General features: G+C 69.1%; 14 protein-coding genes. 7 read left to right on the top strand and 7 right to left on the bottom strand.

The window, feature by feature from the left end; translation table 11 throughout:
* Positions 1–4: 4 nt before the first annotated feature.
* A complete protein-coding gene (locus FRZ32_RS01020) occupies positions 5–1,711 on the bottom strand; it encodes an acyl-CoA dehydrogenase family protein (RefSeq protein WP_147041748.1) in 1,707 nt (568 codons plus the stop codon).
* A 54-nt stretch (positions 1,712–1,765) separates the two neighbouring features.
* Between FRZ32_RS01020 and FRZ32_RS01015 the strand changes: the two genes are divergently transcribed.
* From FRZ32_RS01015 to aqpZ, 3 genes are all read left to right on the top strand, one after another.
* Positions 1,766–2,698 carry an L-threonylcarbamoyladenylate synthase gene (locus tag FRZ32_RS01015; RefSeq protein WP_147041747.1) on the top strand — a complete coding sequence of 311 codons (933 nt, stop codon included), beginning with the start codon at positions 1,766–1,768 and terminating at the stop codon, positions 2,696–2,698.
* Positions 2,695–3,936, top strand: a complete 1,242-nt coding sequence (locus FRZ32_RS01010) for a threonine synthase (protein WP_147041746.1) — start codon at positions 2,695–2,697, stop codon at positions 3,934–3,936. The genes FRZ32_RS01015 and FRZ32_RS01010 overlap by 4 nt, the downstream gene beginning before the upstream one ends.
* A gap of 83 nt (positions 3,937–4,019) precedes the next feature.
* On the top strand, positions 4,020–4,751 hold the full coding sequence (aqpZ, locus tag FRZ32_RS01005) for an aquaporin Z (protein ID WP_147041745.1): 732 nt from the start codon (positions 4,020–4,022) through the stop codon (positions 4,749–4,751).
* 82 nt (positions 4,752–4,833) lie between these two features.
* On the opposite strand, the gene msrA is transcribed toward aqpZ, so the two are convergent.
* Both msrA and FRZ32_RS00995 read right to left on the bottom strand, forming a co-directional pair.
* A complete protein-coding gene (msrA, locus tag FRZ32_RS01000; protein ID WP_147041744.1) occupies positions 4,834–5,379 on the bottom strand; it encodes a peptide-methionine (S)-S-oxide reductase MsrA in 546 nt (181 codons plus the stop codon).
* Between the two features lie 28 nt (positions 5,380–5,407).
* On the bottom strand, positions 5,408–6,076 hold the full coding sequence (locus FRZ32_RS00995) for a response regulator transcription factor (RefSeq protein WP_243445152.1): 669 nt from the start codon (positions 6,074–6,076) through the stop codon (positions 5,408–5,410).
* Positions 6,077–6,360: 284 nt separating this feature from the next.
* On the opposite strand from FRZ32_RS00995, the gene FRZ32_RS00990 reads away from it, so the two are divergent.
* Complete coding sequence (locus FRZ32_RS00990; protein WP_158635779.1) at positions 6,361–7,071, top strand: murein L,D-transpeptidase catalytic domain family protein; 711 nt, start codon at positions 6,361–6,363, stop codon at positions 7,069–7,071.
* A 6-nt stretch (positions 7,072–7,077) separates the two neighbouring features.
* Here FRZ32_RS00990 and FRZ32_RS00985 read toward each other — a convergent pair whose 3' ends face one another.
* The 4 genes from FRZ32_RS00985 to FRZ32_RS00970 all read right to left on the bottom strand — a co-directional run bounded on the left by FRZ32_RS00985 (position 7,078) and on the right by FRZ32_RS00970 (position 11,046).
* Complete coding sequence (locus FRZ32_RS00985) at positions 7,078–7,938, bottom strand: DUF4440 domain-containing protein (RefSeq protein WP_158635778.1); 861 nt, start codon at positions 7,936–7,938, stop codon at positions 7,078–7,080.
* Positions 7,939–8,036: 98 nt separating this feature from the next.
* A complete protein-coding gene (locus FRZ32_RS00980; RefSeq protein ID WP_158635777.1) occupies positions 8,037–9,281 on the bottom strand; it encodes a L,D-transpeptidase family protein in 1,245 nt (414 codons plus the stop codon).
* 77 nt (positions 9,282–9,358) lie between these two features.
* Entirely contained in the window at positions 9,359–9,793 is a 435-nt protein-coding gene (locus FRZ32_RS00975; RefSeq protein ID WP_147041739.1) for a DUF4383 domain-containing protein, read from the bottom strand.
* Positions 9,790–11,046 (bottom strand): dicarboxylate/amino acid:cation symporter, encoded by a 1,257-nt coding sequence (locus FRZ32_RS00970; RefSeq protein ID WP_147041738.1) that lies wholly within the window; start codon positions 11,044–11,046, stop codon positions 9,790–9,792. Before FRZ32_RS00970 ends, FRZ32_RS00975 begins: the two co-directional genes overlap by 4 nt.
* A 118-nt stretch (positions 11,047–11,164) precedes the next feature.
* On the opposite strand from FRZ32_RS00970, the gene glmM reads away from it, so the two are divergent.
* The 3 genes from glmM to thiD are packed head-to-tail and all read left to right on the top strand — an operon-like array spanning position 11,165 to position 13,973.
* Entirely contained in the window at positions 11,165–12,499 is a 1,335-nt protein-coding gene (gene glmM, locus FRZ32_RS00965; RefSeq protein WP_147041737.1) for a phosphoglucosamine mutase, read from the top strand.
* Positions 12,499–12,726, top strand: a complete 228-nt coding sequence (locus FRZ32_RS00960) for a DUF1272 domain-containing protein (RefSeq protein ID WP_147041736.1) — start codon at positions 12,499–12,501, stop codon at positions 12,724–12,726. Before glmM ends, FRZ32_RS00960 begins: the two co-directional genes overlap by 1 nt.
* Positions 12,723–13,973: a bifunctional hydroxymethylpyrimidine kinase/phosphomethylpyrimidine kinase gene (gene thiD, locus FRZ32_RS00955; protein WP_243445151.1), complete on the top strand. Its 1,251-nt coding sequence runs from the start codon at positions 12,723–12,725 to the stop codon at positions 13,971–13,973. Before FRZ32_RS00960 ends, thiD begins: the two co-directional genes overlap by 4 nt.
* The last annotated feature ends 10 nt before the right edge of the window (positions 13,974–13,983 follow it).

Genomic DNA, 13,983 nt, shown 5'->3' with positions numbered 1-13,983 from the left:
CGGGTCACGCCGAAAGCATGTCCTCGTCGACGCTGTAGAGCAGGTCCGCGCCGCCGGTGACATGCGCCTTGAGGCCAAGCGCCTCCGGCACGATCCGGTCGAGATAGTAGCGCGCCGCCGTCCGCTTCATCGCGAGGAAGCGGGGATCGCCCTCGGCCTGCTCCGCGGCGCGGGCCTGGCGCGCCATAAGCCAGCCGGCGGTCGCGACCGAGACCATCGTCAGGAACGGGTAGCTCGCCGCCAGCGCATCGTCGCCGCGCGCGCCGGCCAGACCCTGGCCCAGCGAGAGGATGTCGTCGGCGAGGTCCTTGAGGCCTTCCTCGCCGCGTTCCTGCGCGTCGGCGCGGATGTCCGCGACGAGCCTCGCGAAGACCTGTCCCCCCTCCAGGCCGAGCTTGCGGCCGACCAGGTCGGCGGCCTGGATGCCGTTCGTCCCCTCGTAGATCGGCGAGATACGGGAATCGCGATAATGCTGGGCGGCGCCGGTCTCCTCGATATAGCCCATGCCGCCATGGACCTGGAGCGCGAGGCTGGACACCTCGACGCCGACATCGGTGCCATAGGCCTTGACGAGCGGCGTCAGCAGATCGGCGCGCGCCTGCGCGGCGGCATCGCCAAGGCTCGCCCGGTCGGTCTGCCCCGCGCAATAATAAGCGAGCGCACGCGCCGCCTGGGTCAGCGCCTTCATCCGCAGCAACATCCGCCGCACGTCCGGATGCTCGATAATCCGCGCCGGCTGCCCGGCCCGGCTGCCCTGCACGCGCTCGCGGGCATAATCGATCGCCTGCTGCATCGCACGCTCGGCGATCGAGACGCCCTGCAGGCCGACATTGAGGCGGGCATTGTTCATCATCGTGAACATCGCGCGCATCCCCGCATTCTCGGCGCCGATCAGCCAGCCGGTCGCGCCCCCATTGTCGCCATAGGACATGACGCAGGTCGGCGAGGCGTGGATGCCGAGCTTGTGCTCGATCGACACGCAGCGAAGATCGTTCGGCGTCCCATCGGGCAGGACCTTGGGGACGATGAACAACGAAATTCCCTTCGTGCCGCCCGGCGCGTCGGGGAGGCGGGCGAGGACGAGGTGGACGATATTGTCGGCAAGATCGTGCTCGCCAAAGGTGATGAAGATCTTCTGGCCCCTGATCCGGTAGCTGCCGTCCGCGGCCGGCTCGGCGCGGGTCTTGAGCGCCCCGACATCGGACCCGGCCTGCGGCTCGGTGAGGTTCATCGTCCCGGTCCATTCGCCGGTGACGAGCTTCGGCAGCCACATCTCCTGCTGCGCGCCGGTGCCGTGATGCTTCAGCGCCTCGACCGCCGCCGGGGTCAGCATCATGCACAGCGAAAAGCCCATGTTCGCCGAGCCCAGATCCTCCATGACGACGCTGGCAAGGCTGAGCGGGAGGCCCTGACCGCCGAAGGCGGCCGGCCCCGCGATCGTGCCCCAGCCGCCCTCGACATAGGCGCGATAGGCCTCGCGGAAGCCCGCCGGCATCGTCACCTTGCCGTCGTCCCACCGCGCGCCGACCTCGTCCCCGATCCGGTTGAGCGGGGCGAACTCGCCGGCCGCGAAGGCGCCGGCACCCTCGACGATCGCGTCGACGGTCTCGGGCGTGGCTTCGGCGAAGGCGTCGGAGGTTGCCAGCTCCGCCATGCCGACGACATGGCGCAGCAGGAACTTCTGCTCCTCGACCGGTGGCGCATAGGTCATCTTCGCTAGTCCCCCAATGTTGCGCTGGCGTCGCCGCGGCTATAGCGCGGCAGCGTGCAGCCCGGAAACACCCGCGTCCTTCCTCTCGGTCCCCAAGCGATCGACGAGGCCGCGCGCCTGATCGCCGAAGGTTGGCCGGTCGCGGTGCCGACGGAGACTGTCTACGGCCTCGCGGCCGACGCGACCAGCGGGGCCGCGGTTGCACGCATCTACGAAGCGAAGGGAAGGCCGAGCTTCAACCCGTTGATCGTCCATGTTCCCGGTCTCGATGCAGCGCGCCGGATCGCGCATTTCGATCCGATGGCGGAGCGGCTTGCGGCCGCGCACTGGCCGGGGCCGCTGACGCTGGTCCTGCCGCTGCGCGAGGCGGCGGGGATCGCATCTTTGGTGACCGCCGGGCTTTCGACCGTGGCGCTGCGCGTGCCGGCGCATCGGGCGATGCGCGCGCTGCTCGCGGCGGTCGGGAGGCCGCTCGCGGCGCCTTCGGCCAATGCGAGCGGGCGGATCAGCCCGACGCGCGCCGAGCATGTGCTGGCCAGCCTTGGCGGGCGGATACCGCTGATCCTCGATGGTGGGCTGACCGCGCTCGGCCTCGAATCGACGATCGTGGCGGTCGACGGGGAGGGGCTTCGGCTGCTTCGTCCGGGGCCGATCGATCTCGGGCTCGAACCGACTGCGCGCGGGCGGATCGAGGCGCCGGGACAGCTCGCCAGCCATTACGCCCCGGCCAAGCCGGTCCGCCTCGACGCGACCGAGGCGGCCGCGGATGAATGGCTGATCGGCTTCGGGGAGGTGACCGGCGACGCGAGCCTCAGCCCGTCGGGCGATCTCGTCGAGGCCGCCGCGCGCCTGTTCGACGCGCTCCACCAGGCCGAGGCCGCGCCGCGCGCGCGAATCGCGGTGGCACCCATTCCCGACACCGGCCTGGGGGCCGCGATCAACGACCGACTGCGCCGGGCCGCGGCGCCACGACCGGAGACGACATGAAGACCAACGACAACCTCACTGCGGAGCGCCCTACCTTCGTCACCCATCTCGAATGCTCGATGACCGGCGAGCGTTATGAGGCCGATCGGCTCCACAATCTTTCGGCGGGCGGCTGGCCGCTTCTGGTGCGCTACGATCTCGTCGCCGCCGGCGCAGCGCTCACCAGGGAGGCGCTTGCAGCGCGGCCGATGGACCTGTGGCGTTGGCGCGAGTTGCTGCCGGTGCGCCGCACGGAAAACGTCGTGAGCCTCGGCGAGACCGCCACCCCGATCGTGCCGCTGCCGGCGACCGGCGCGCGAATCGGCATCGGCGATCTTTCGGTGAAGGACGAGGGTCGCCTGCCGACGGGATCGTTCAAGGCGCGCGGGCTGGTCATGGCGCTGTCGATGGCGAAGGAACTCGGCACGACCAAGATCGCGATGCCGACCAACGGCAATGCCGGCGCCGCGCTCGCCGCTTATGCCAGCCGGGCCGGGATCGAGACGGTGGTGCTGTGCCCCGCCGACACGCCCGAGGTGAACGTGCGCGAGATCGCCGCGCAGGGCGCCCGCGTCTATCGGGTGAACGGCCTCATCGACCAATGCGGCGCGATCGTCGCCGAGGGGGCGAAGAAGGGCGAATGGTTCGATTTCTCGACGCTCAAGGAACCCTACCGGATCGAGGGCAAGAAGACGATGGGGCTGGAGCTGATCGAACAGCTCGGCTGGGACGTGCCCGACGTCATCTTCTATCCCACCGGCGGCGGCACCGGCCTCATCGGCATGTGGAAGGCGTTCGACGAGCTGGAGGCGCTCGGCTTCATCGGAACGAAGCGGCCGCGCATGGTCGCGGTGCAGGCAGAAGGCTGCGCGCCGATCGTCCGGGCGTTCGAGGCCGGCGAGGATCACGCGCCGCGCTGGGAAGACGCGCACACGATCGCCTCCGGCATCCGCGTGCCCAAGGCGATCGGCGATTTCCTGATCCTTCGCGCTGTCCGGGACAGCGGCGGCTTTGCCATCGCCGTCTCCGACGCCGAGATCGCGGCGGCGCTGGACGAGTCGGCGACGGCGGACGGGCTGCTGCTCTGCCCAGAAGGCGCCGCGACGCTGGCGGCGGCGAAGAAGGCGCGCGCCGAAGGACGGATCGACGCGAACGACAAGGTCGTCCTGTTCAACTGCGCGACCGGGCTCAAATATCCGCTGCCCGATCTGTCGCGCACGCTCGACCGGACCGGGCCGATCGATCACGCGCTTCTGTAGCAGGCGCGAACTTTACTCGCCCGATCCGTCACTTATCCTTCGTTTCGGCCGCGCGAGTCGCGGTCGAACAGGGAGAATGAGTCATGACGAACACGCAGCGCGGGCTTGCCGAATTCTTCGGCACCTTCTGGCTGGTCTTCGGCGGTTGCGGAAGCGCGGTGCTCGCGGCCGGGGTGCCCGATCTCGGTATCGGCTATGCGGGCGTTGCGCTTGCTTTCGGCCTGACCGTGCTCACCATGTGCTACACGATCGGCCACATTTCCGGCTGCCATCTCAACCCGGCGGTGACGATCGGGCTATGGGCCGGCCGGCGCTTTCCCGCCCGCGACATCCCGCTCTACGTCGTCGCCCAGCTCCTCGGCGCGATCGTCGCCGCGGCGGTGCTATACGAAATCGCGCGCGGCAATCCGGATTGGTCGCTGGCCGCCAACGGCCTCGCCCAGAACGGCTTCGGCGATCATTCGCCGAACGGCTTCTCGCTGGAATCGGGCCTCATCATCGAGGTGGTGCTGACCTTCTTCTTCCTGATGATCATCATGGGCGCCACGGACACGCGCGCGCCGGCCGGTTTCGCGCCGATTGCGATCGGCCTCGCGTTGACGCTGATCCACCTCATCTCGATCCCGGTCACCAACACGTCGGTCAATCCGGCGCGCTCGACCGGGCCGGCGATCATCGCTGGCGGCTGGGCGCTCCAGCAGCTCTGGCTGTTCTGGGTCGCGCCGATCGCCGGCGGGCTCATCGGCGGGATCGTCTATCGCGCGATCGGCGGCGAAGCCGAGGTGCGCCCGCCGATCGAGGGAGAGGCGCTTTAGGGAACGATTCGCTTCGGAAGCGTGACAGGAGCCGTCATCCCGGCGGCGGGGTCGGGATGACGGACATTCGCTGGTCCGGCCTCTAGGCGGCGGTTTCGCTCTTCACGCGGGCGGCGAAGCTCTTGCGGAGCTTCTGGAGCTTGGGCGGGATGACGGCGAGGCAATAGGGGCTGCGCTGTCCTTCGCCTTCCCAATAGGCCTGGTGATAATCCTCCGCCGGCCACCACGTGCCGAGCGGCTCGATCGTCGTCGCGATCGGCGCGGGCCAGTTCGCCTGGTTGCGCGCGATCGCCTGCTTCGCGGCCTCTTCCTGTTCGGGCGAGTTCGGGAAGATGGCGGACCGGTATTGCGTCCCGATATCGTTGCCCTGGCGATTGAGCTGCGTCGGATCGTGGGTCGCGAAGAAGATGTCGAGCAGATCGTCATAGGACAGCTGATCGGGATCGAAGGTCACCCGGATCGCCTCGGCGTGGCCGGTGTCGCCGCCGCAGACCTGGCGGTAGGTCGGGCTCGTCACGGTGCCGCCGGTATAGCCGCTTTCAACCTTCGAGACGCCGATCACGTCGTTGAACACGGCCTCGGTGCACCAGAAGCATCCGCCGGCAAGGATCGCCTGCTGTTCGGCCATTCGCCTTCTCCCGCTATGTTGGAAGCCGTCAGGCGGGCTGCCGGGCGGCTCCTTCCGAAGTGGCGACGGGATCGGCCGGCTTCAAGCCCGCCTCCATCGCCAGCGTCAGCGCCTCCGCAAGATTGGCGACGGCGAGCCGGTCCATCATGTTGCCGCGATGCATCTCGACCGTGCGAAGCGAGATGCCGAGGCGGCCGGCGAGCTGCTTGTTCGATTCGCCCGCGAGCAGGCCTTCGAGAACCTCTGTCTCGCGCGCGGTGAGCTGATCGACCCGTTCGCGGGCGACGCGGCGGCGCTGGCCGGCCTCGAGCCGTTCGGCGAGCAGCTTGAAGCCGGTTTCCAGGCAGCCGCTCAACGCCTCTTCGGCGAACGGCTTCTGGATGAAATCGATCGCGCCCTGCTTCATCGCGCGCACGGCGATCGAAATCTCGCCATGGCCGGTCATCACGATCACCGGCCAGTCGACGCCGCGCCTGGCCAGCGCCTCCATCACCGCGAAGCCGTCCATCACCGGCATGCGAAGATCGAGCAGGATGCAGCCGGGCTGGAGATCGTCGAGCGAGTCGAGGAAATCCTGCCCCGATCCGAACGGCCGGGACGGCGTGTCCGACGCGCTCAACATATAGCTCAATGATCGGCGAACGTCGCGATTGTCGTCGACGACGTAGACGTTGCGTTGGTCGGTCTGTCTGGTCACGGAAATGCTCACCCTCGATGCGCAAAATGGGCGCAGGGGACGCAAAGCGCAACAGCTTTGCCCGCTTTTGACCGCGAGTCGGGGGCAGGAGACCGCAGCGCACGCCTTCGCCGCGCTTGCGGCACGGTTCGTCGCCGACCCCAAAATCTTGTTTACCATTGCGCGCGAGGCTTGCGGCGAACGGCGCCCTCGTCACGGCGAAGCGACCGCGCGGAACCCCCGCTCGGATTGAGGCGAGGGGGCGAAGTTCTTACGTTCCCGTCATGCCGGGGAGGATTGAACCCATGTTGTCGCGAAGGCAGATCGTCGAGGCTGGATGCGCCGCCGGCGTGCTTTCCCTGACGGCGGGATCGCCGCTGATCGCCGCCGTCGTCGATCCATCGACGCTCCGCCGCCGGCCGGATGCCCAGCCGGCCTCGCCCTATGAAAACCCGGTGACGCCCGATGCGGTTCCCGCCCGTCCGCGCGTCCTGGTCGATCCGTCGATAGATCCGCAGCTCGTGACCCGCGCGCGCGCCGCCTTCGATCGGCACCGCGGCGCGCTGACCCGGACGGAGACGGTCGCGATCGTCGACTTCGCCAAGTCATCGAGCGAGCCGCGTTTCTACCTGCTCGACACGAATACGGGCCGGGTGACCCGTCACCTCGTCGCCCATGGCCGCGGTTCGGATCCGGCGCATACCGGCTTCCTGCAGCGCTTTTCGAACGCGATCGGATCGGAGGCGAGCTCCAGCGGCGGCTATGTCGTCAGCACCTATTATGACGGCAAATATGGCCGATCGATGCGGGTGCGCGGGCTCGATCCTTCGAACAGCAATGCCGAGGCACGCTCGATCGTCGTCCACACCGCCTGGTATGCAGAGCCGGGCATCGTCGCCGAAATGGGCCGGCTCGGCCGCAGCGAGGGCTGCTTCGCCTTGCCGCGCGCGAGCCTTCAGGAGGCGATGGCGCGGCTCGGGCCCGGCCATTTTCTCTACGCGGATCGCATCGCCTGAGGCCGATCACTCGGCCGGCGGTTCGCCCTCGGCCTTGAGCTGAAGGTCCGCGACCATCCGCCAGCCGTCCGGCTGCTTCTGCCACATTCGCGCATAATGGCCCCAGCGCGGCGAATCGCCGTCGCGCCAGCGCGCTTCTCCCCAGGTGAAAGCGAGATCGCCGTCGCGGCTGGCGACGCCGCCCTGCCGGCGAAGCGACACCCGCGCCGGCCAGCGCGCAAGCTCGGCCTCGTGATCCGCGGTGCGGGGCAGCGTCGCCACCGGCGATCCCGCGATCAGCGCATCCGCCGCGAGCCACGCGCGATGGGCGGCGGCTGAATCCTCGGCGGCGGCCTCGGCGAGCTGGTTTTCGATCCGCGCGAGTTCGGCGAGCGCCAGCTCCGGCGAGCCCGCGCCCCCGGCGGCCGGAGCGAGGCGGACGACCGGATCGGTCGGGCTTCCGGGCAATGGCGCGGCAAGATCGACGCCGCCGTCATAGACCCAGCGCCAGCGTCCGTCCTCCTGGCGCAGCCAGACGGTGAAGTAGCGGGTCGGCCCGTTGACGCCGCCGCTGGTGAAGCCGAGGTCCCCCGAATTGGCGACGCCAGCATAAAGCGGCCACCAGCGCAGCGGTTCACCGGGCGGAACCGCATCCGGCATCGCCTGAAGACGCGGGCGGATCGGCGTCGGGCCGGGCCGGAAGCTGAATGCCTGATCCGCGGCATAAGCGAGGAAGCCGCGCTTTATGCCGTTCGCGGCGGTATAATCGGCGAAGGCCCGCTCGGCGGCGATCAGGCTGTCCAGGGCCGATGGCGGCTGCGCCCGCGCACCGGCAAGGGCGGCGAGCGACATCGCTGCGCCGAGCATCGACCGCACCATCCATCCCATCGGCAAGCTCCTCATGCACGGACCTGCCACGACGGTGGCGGCGCTGGACGGATTTTCGGCGAAAGGCGCCGGCCGTTCGACCGGCGCCCCCTGAAGGATCAGTTGCGGCTCGCCTGCTGGGTGGCGGCGCTCGCCCGGTTCAGCGCCTGCCGGACCGGCGCGTCGCGCCCGTAAATGTCCGGATAGGTCACGATATTGCCGTCGGTCGTCGCGGCGGCCGTGAAATAGGAGATGTAGACCGGCACCGGCTGGGCGAGGGTGATCGAGCGCGTATCGCCGCGTGCGATCGCCGCATCGATCGCCGCACGATCCCACTGGCCGTTCCCCGGAGCGAGCAGATCGGCCGCGAAATCCCGCACATATTGGGTCCGGATGCAGCCGTGGCTGAACGCACGCACCGGCCGATCGAACAGCGCCTGGGCCGGGGTGTCGTGGAGGTAGATCGCCCATTCGTTGGGCATCTCGATCTTCAATCGGCCGAGCGCATTGCGCGGCCCCGGCGGCTGCCGGATCAACCGCGTGCCGTTGACCTCCCGCACCTGATAGCCGGCGGTGCTCCGCATCGTCGATGCGATGCTCTGCGGTACGTTCCACCAGGGATTGACGGTGACGGCGGAGATGCGCGCGGAAAGCTGCGGCGTCGGGGTCCGCCGGGCGCCGACCACGCCGCGATGGCGCGTCACCACCCGCCCGTCCTGGACGAGCGCGACGGTGAAGGCGGGGACGTTGACGATGACGTGCCGGGCGCCGAGATCGCGCGGCATCCAGCGCCAGCGCTCCATGTTGGCGCGGATGATGTCGCGGCGGGCGATATCGTCGGGCGGCGTGTTGGCAAGCGCCTGCTTAAGCCCGAGATATTGCGGATGGGTGGGCAGCAGCGCGTTCAGCGTCGCGGCAACGTCGCCCTGGCTCGCGCGGACCAGCATCGCCTGCTGGCTCGCGGCATCGATCGTATTCATCGGCATGTGCCAGTCGACGCGTGAATCGCCGCGCACATAGCCGCCGGCAAGATCGCTCGCGAGACGGGTGAAGATCGGCGTCGCGACCGCGCCGAGCATGACGTCGTCGCCGCTGTCGATCGCCGCGCGCAGCCGATCCGGATTGTAGATCGCCGGATCGAGCCCTTCCTGGCCGATCGCCTGAATATATTGGTAGAGCGCCTCGGCGGCGCGGCGTTGCCACACGATCTGGACCGGCGCGGGCGTCGCCGTCGCTGGCGGAGGCGGGAGCAGGTTGACCGGGGGCTGCGCGGCGTTCTGCGCCAGTGCCGCGGACTGGATGGCGCCGGGCATGGTCGGCGAGGCGAGGGCGATCGCGAGAAGCGACAGGCGAGCGTGTCTCATCATGTTTCGCCTTTTAAAGGGCGGGCCGCCCTGACGCTAGAGGATCGCTCAAATTCTCCTCACGAAGAGGATGGCGGTCAGATTTCCCGTTCCGCCTCCGGCGCCGGGGGCGGGGGATTGTGGTGGAGCCAGCCGAAATAGGCGCACAGCAGCCAGAGCAGGCCGTTCAGCCAGATATCGTTGCCGTAGAGCGGCATCAGCCCGAACATCGTGTCGAGATGGGGCACGACGCCGCACAGCATCAGCACGAAGAAGGCGAGGCCCGCGCGGCGGCACCAGCTCACCGCGCCGGTCAGGCTGCGGCTCCCGACGATCCCGGCGACGCCGATCGCGGCATAGACGACATTGTGCAGCGCAGTGGCGCCGAACCAGCCGAACAAGAGAGGGCGCCCGGCATCGAGAGACAGGCCGTGGACGCCTCCGGCCGGGCGGATCAGCTGGGGGACGAAGCCGGCAAGGCCCATCAGGACCAGCAGGACCCCGAGCGCGAGCGCGAAACCGCGGCTCGTCACGCCGTCTCCTCCGGCGTCGGCGCACGGCCGAGATCGCTGTTGCGCGTGACCGTCGCGGTCACCGCGACGTCCATGCTGACATTGCCGAGCGTACGCATGAGATCCGGCAGGGTCTCGACCGCGATCAGCAGGCCCAGCGGCTCGATCGGAACTCCCATGGAGATGCAGATCGGGGCGATCGAGGTGATGAAGCTCGCCTGGCCCGGAATGCCGACCGCGCCCATCGTCGTCACCGCTGCGGCGGCGACCCCGGCGGCAAGGCGCATCGGCGTCAGATCGACGCCGAACCAGTAAGCGACATAGATGGCGACAGCGAGGTTCATCACCGGCCCGGTCGCGCGGAAGATCGCGACCGCCATCGGCAGCACGATGCCGGCAGGCGCGACAGGGATGCCGAGCCGATCCGTCGCCTTCAGCATCGCCGGCAGGGTTGCCAGCGAGCTTTGCGTGGACAGCGCGACCGCCTGGCTCGGCAGCAGGGCGCGGGTGAAGCGGCCGAGAGGGATGCGCGCGCCGAACAAGGCGAGCGGCCAGGCGGCGAGCCAGACGATCGTGCCGGTCGCGGTCACGATGAGGACATAATGGAGCAGGGCGCCGAAGGCGGCGCTGCCGGCACGGACGCCGACGACATAAGCGAGCGCGAGGACGCCGACGGGGCCGATCCACAAGACCCAGTTGATGACGATCAGCATCGCATTTTCGATCGCCTTGAAGAAATCGACGATCAGCCGTCGCTGCGTGGGTCCGAGACGGATGACGGCGAAGGCGAAAACGAGGGTGAATACGATCAGCGGCAGGATCGCGTCGCTCGCGGCCGCGGTCACCGGATTGGTCGGCACGATGCCGCGCACGAAATCCCCGAAACCCGGCACCTGGCCGACCGGCGCGGTCGTCGTCAGCGCCTGGCGAAGCGCCGTCGCGGCGGCGGCGGGCAGCGGGAAGAGATCGAGCAGGAGCGGTGTCATCACCGCCGCGACCAGTGCGGAAGACCAGAGCAGGATCACGAAGAGAACCAGCGCCTTGACCGCCAGCCGACCGGCCTTGGCCGCCTCGGCCGATGCAGCGATGCCGGTGACGAGGAGGGCGACGACCAGCGGCACGATCGTCATCTGGAGCGCATTGAGCCAAAGAGCGCCGATCGGCTCGGCGACCGTGGCTGCGCCCGCCGCGAGGCCGGGCGCCACGCGGGCTGCGACAATGCCGAGCACGAGGCCGGCGACGAGGGCGAAGAGGATGCGTCCGGCCTTTGACATGCGGCTTGCTTAGCCGCCCTCCATCCGGCGGAAAAGCACCCTGTGACGCCGCGCCGCGCGGAACGCGGGCCAGCCGCATACTCGCCCTTAATCATCCATCGCGCTATTGGGCCTTGTCATGACCCGCAAATTCTTCGGCACGGACGGGATCCGCGGCCGCACCAACCAGATGCCGATGACCGCCGAAATGGCGCTGAAGGTCGGCCAGGCCGCCGGCGCGCACTTCCTGCGCGGGAGCCACCGGCACCGAGTCGTCATCGGCAAGGACACGCGCCTGTCCGGCTACATGATGGAAACGGCGCTCGTCGCCGGCTTCACCAGCGTCGGCATGGACGTGGTGATGGTCGGCCCGGTGCCGACGCCGGCGGTGGCGATGCTGACCCAGTCGATGCGCGCGGACATCGGCGTGATGATCTCCGCCAGCCACAACAAGTTCGCGGACAACGGCATCAAGCTTTTCGGCCCCGACGGCTACAAGCTGTCCGACGAGGACGAAGCGGCGATCGAGGCGCTGCTCGAGGCGCAGCCCCTCCTGGTGCCGCCCGAGCAGATCGGTCGCGCCAAGCGCATCGAGGACGCGCGCGGGCGCTACATCCACGCCGCGAAGGCGACCTTTCCGGCCGATCTCAGGCTCGATGGCCTCAAGGTCGTTGTCGATTGCGCGAACGGCGCGGCCTACCAGGTCGCGCCGTCGGCCCTGTGGGAGCTTGGCGCGGAGGTGGTCGCGATCGGGGTCGAGCCCAACGGGCTCAACATCAATGAGGAATGCGGATCGACCGACACGGGCCTGCTGAGGCGAACGGTTGTGGAGACCGGCGCCGATATCGGCATTGCGCTCGATGGCGATGCCGACCGGCTGATCGTCGTGGACGAGACCGGCACGATCATCGACGGCGACCAGCTGATGGCCCTGATCGCCACGGCCTGGCACCAGCGCGGGGCGCTGCGCGGCGGCGGGCTGGTCGCAACGGTGATGTCCAACCTCGGCCTTGAGCGCTACCTTGAGGGGCAGGGGATCGCCCTCGTCCGCGCCCCGGTGGGCGATCGCTATGTGCTGGAGCAGATGCGCGCCGGCGGGTTCAATGTCGGCGGCGAGCAATCGGGGCACATCATCCTTTCCGATTATGGCACCACCGGCGACGGCCTTGTCGCCGCGCTCCAGGTGCTGGCCGAGCTGGTCCAGGCCGGGCGCCCGGCGAGCGAAGTGCTGAACCTGTTCCAGCCTCTGCCGCAGCTGCTGAAGAACGTTCGTTTCGAGGGCGGCGCACCGCTCGAGACCGCCGCGGTCCGGGACGCCATCGCAGCGGGCGAAGCGCGCCTTTCGGGGCGCGGCCGCCTGCTCATCCGCAAGTCGGGAACAGAGCCGGTGATCCGCGTGATGGCCGAAGGCGAGGATGAGGCACTGGTTGCGGACGTGGTCGATTCGATCTGCGCGGCGGTGCAGGCGGCCTGATGCTGGAGCTTCGGCCCGATTGCGAGCGCTGCGGACGCGATCTGCCGCCGGAAAGCGCCGACGCGCGGATCTGCACCTTCGAATGCACCTTCTGCGCCCCCTGCGCCGACGGGCCGCTCGGCGGCATCTGCCCCAATTGCGGCGGCAATTTCGAGCGGCGGCCGATCCGACCGGCGCATCTGCTCGCGAAACATCCCGCCTCCACCCAGCGCAAAGGGCCGGCATGACCCGCTTCCGATCGCTCAGCGACATGGTGCGGCGGACCACGCCCTTCGCTCCGCCGACGGCCGTGCTCGAAGACGGCGCGGCGCTGCTTGAGACGCCCCGAATCCTCGTCATCGCCGGCTCCGATTCCGGCGGCGGGGCGGGCATCCAGGCGGACATCAAGACGGTGACGATGCTCGGCGGCCACGCGATGACCGCGATCACCGCGATCACCGCGCAGAACACGATCGGTGTCCAGCAGGTCGCGACCGTGCCCACCGATCTCGTCGTCGCGCAGATCGATTCGATCGTGAACGACCTCGGCGTCGATGCGGTGAAGATCGGCATGATCGGATCGGCCGAGATCGCCGATGCGGTCGCCGATTATCTGCCCGATGACCGATCGGTTCCGATCGTCTTCGATCCGGTGATGGTCGCGACCAGCGGGGGCGTGCTCGCGGATGCGGGCACAATCGCCGCCTTTCGCCGGCTGATGGACATCGCCACCGTCGTCACGCCCAACCTGCCCGAGCTTCAGCGCCTGTCGCCCGGCGACGATCCGGTGGCATCGGCGCTCCGCCTCGTCTCCGATCATCGCTGCGCCGTGCTGATCAAGGGCGGCCATGACAGCGGCGAGGCGCTGGTCGACGCGCTGATCGAGGAAGACAATATGACAAGCTGGCAGGACCGGCGGATCGCCACGGGCGACACGCACGGCACCGGCTGCACGCTCGCCAGCGCCATTGCCCTGTTCCTCGCCCGCGGCCTGCCGCTCCCCGAGGCGGTCGATCGCGCACGCCGCTTCGTTCGCCTGGCGCTGCGTGACGCGCCGGGGCTCGGCCAGGGGCACGGCCCGATGGGGCAGGGGGCGGTGCGGCTCGACGTCGGCGGCGAGATGCGATTGAACCAGGTCACCCTGGGCCTCGACGATTATGAAGCGAGCTTCGCCTTCTATGAGTCGCTCGGTCTCATGCCGATCGTCGCCAACCCGCCCGATTATGCGCGCTTCGAGGCGCCGGGCGGCGCGACCCTCTCGATCCACCGGGCCGCCGACGATGCCGGGCCGGGGGGCGCGACGGTCTATTTCGAGTGCGACGATCTCGACGGCACGGTGGAGCGGCTGGCCCGCGCGGGCCTGCGCTTCGAACATGGGCCAACCGACCAGCCGTGGATGTGGCGCGAGGCGCGGCTGCGCGATCCGCACGGCAACCTGATCTGCCTCTACCGCGCCGGTGAGAACCGCCGCTACCCGCCGTGGCGGATCGGGTAATCCACAGGAA

The sequence above is a fragment of the Sphingosinicella ginsenosidimutans genome (genome assembly GCF_007995055.1).
Classification (GTDB): domain Bacteria; phylum Pseudomonadota; class Alphaproteobacteria; order Sphingomonadales; family Sphingomonadaceae; genus Allosphingosinicella; species Allosphingosinicella ginsenosidimutans.
The sequence above is the reverse complement of the archived record's forward strand: the minus strand, read 5'-3'. Positions and strand labels throughout refer to the sequence as shown.

Excerpts from the sequence above, each read along its gene's own strand:
- FRZ32_RS01020 (WP_147041748.1), bottom strand. The coding sequence starts at position 1,711 with ATGACCTATGCGCCACCGGTCGAGGAGCAGAAGTTCCTGCTGCGCCAT.
- FRZ32_RS01010 (WP_147041746.1), top strand. The coding sequence starts at position 2,695 with ATGAAGACCAACGACAACCTCACTGCGGAGCGCCCTACCTTCGTCACC.
- aqpZ (WP_147041745.1), top strand. The coding sequence starts at position 4,020 with ATGACGAACACGCAGCGCGGGCTTGCCGAATTCTTCGGCACCTTCTGG.
- msrA (WP_147041744.1), bottom strand. The coding sequence starts at position 5,379 with ATGGCCGAACAGCAGGCGATCCTTGCCGGCGGATGCTTCTGGTGCACC.
- FRZ32_RS00990 (WP_158635779.1), top strand. The coding sequence starts at position 6,361 with ATGTTGTCGCGAAGGCAGATCGTCGAGGCTGGATGCGCCGCCGGCGTG.
- FRZ32_RS00985 (WP_158635778.1), bottom strand. The coding sequence starts at position 7,938 with ATGGGATGGATGGTGCGGTCGATGCTCGGCGCAGCGATGTCGCTCGCC.
- FRZ32_RS00980 (WP_158635777.1), bottom strand. The coding sequence starts at position 9,281 with ATGAGACACGCTCGCCTGTCGCTTCTCGCGATCGCCCTCGCCTCGCCG.
- FRZ32_RS00970 (WP_147041738.1), bottom strand. The coding sequence starts at position 11,046 with ATGTCAAAGGCCGGACGCATCCTCTTCGCCCTCGTCGCCGGCCTCGTG.
- glmM (WP_147041737.1), top strand. The coding sequence starts at position 11,165 with ATGACCCGCAAATTCTTCGGCACGGACGGGATCCGCGGCCGCACCAAC.
- FRZ32_RS00960 (WP_147041736.1), top strand. The coding sequence starts at position 12,499 with ATGCTGGAGCTTCGGCCCGATTGCGAGCGCTGCGGACGCGATCTGCCG.
- thiD (WP_243445151.1), top strand. The coding sequence starts at position 12,723 with ATGACCCGCTTCCGATCGCTCAGCGACATGGTGCGGCGGACCACGCCC.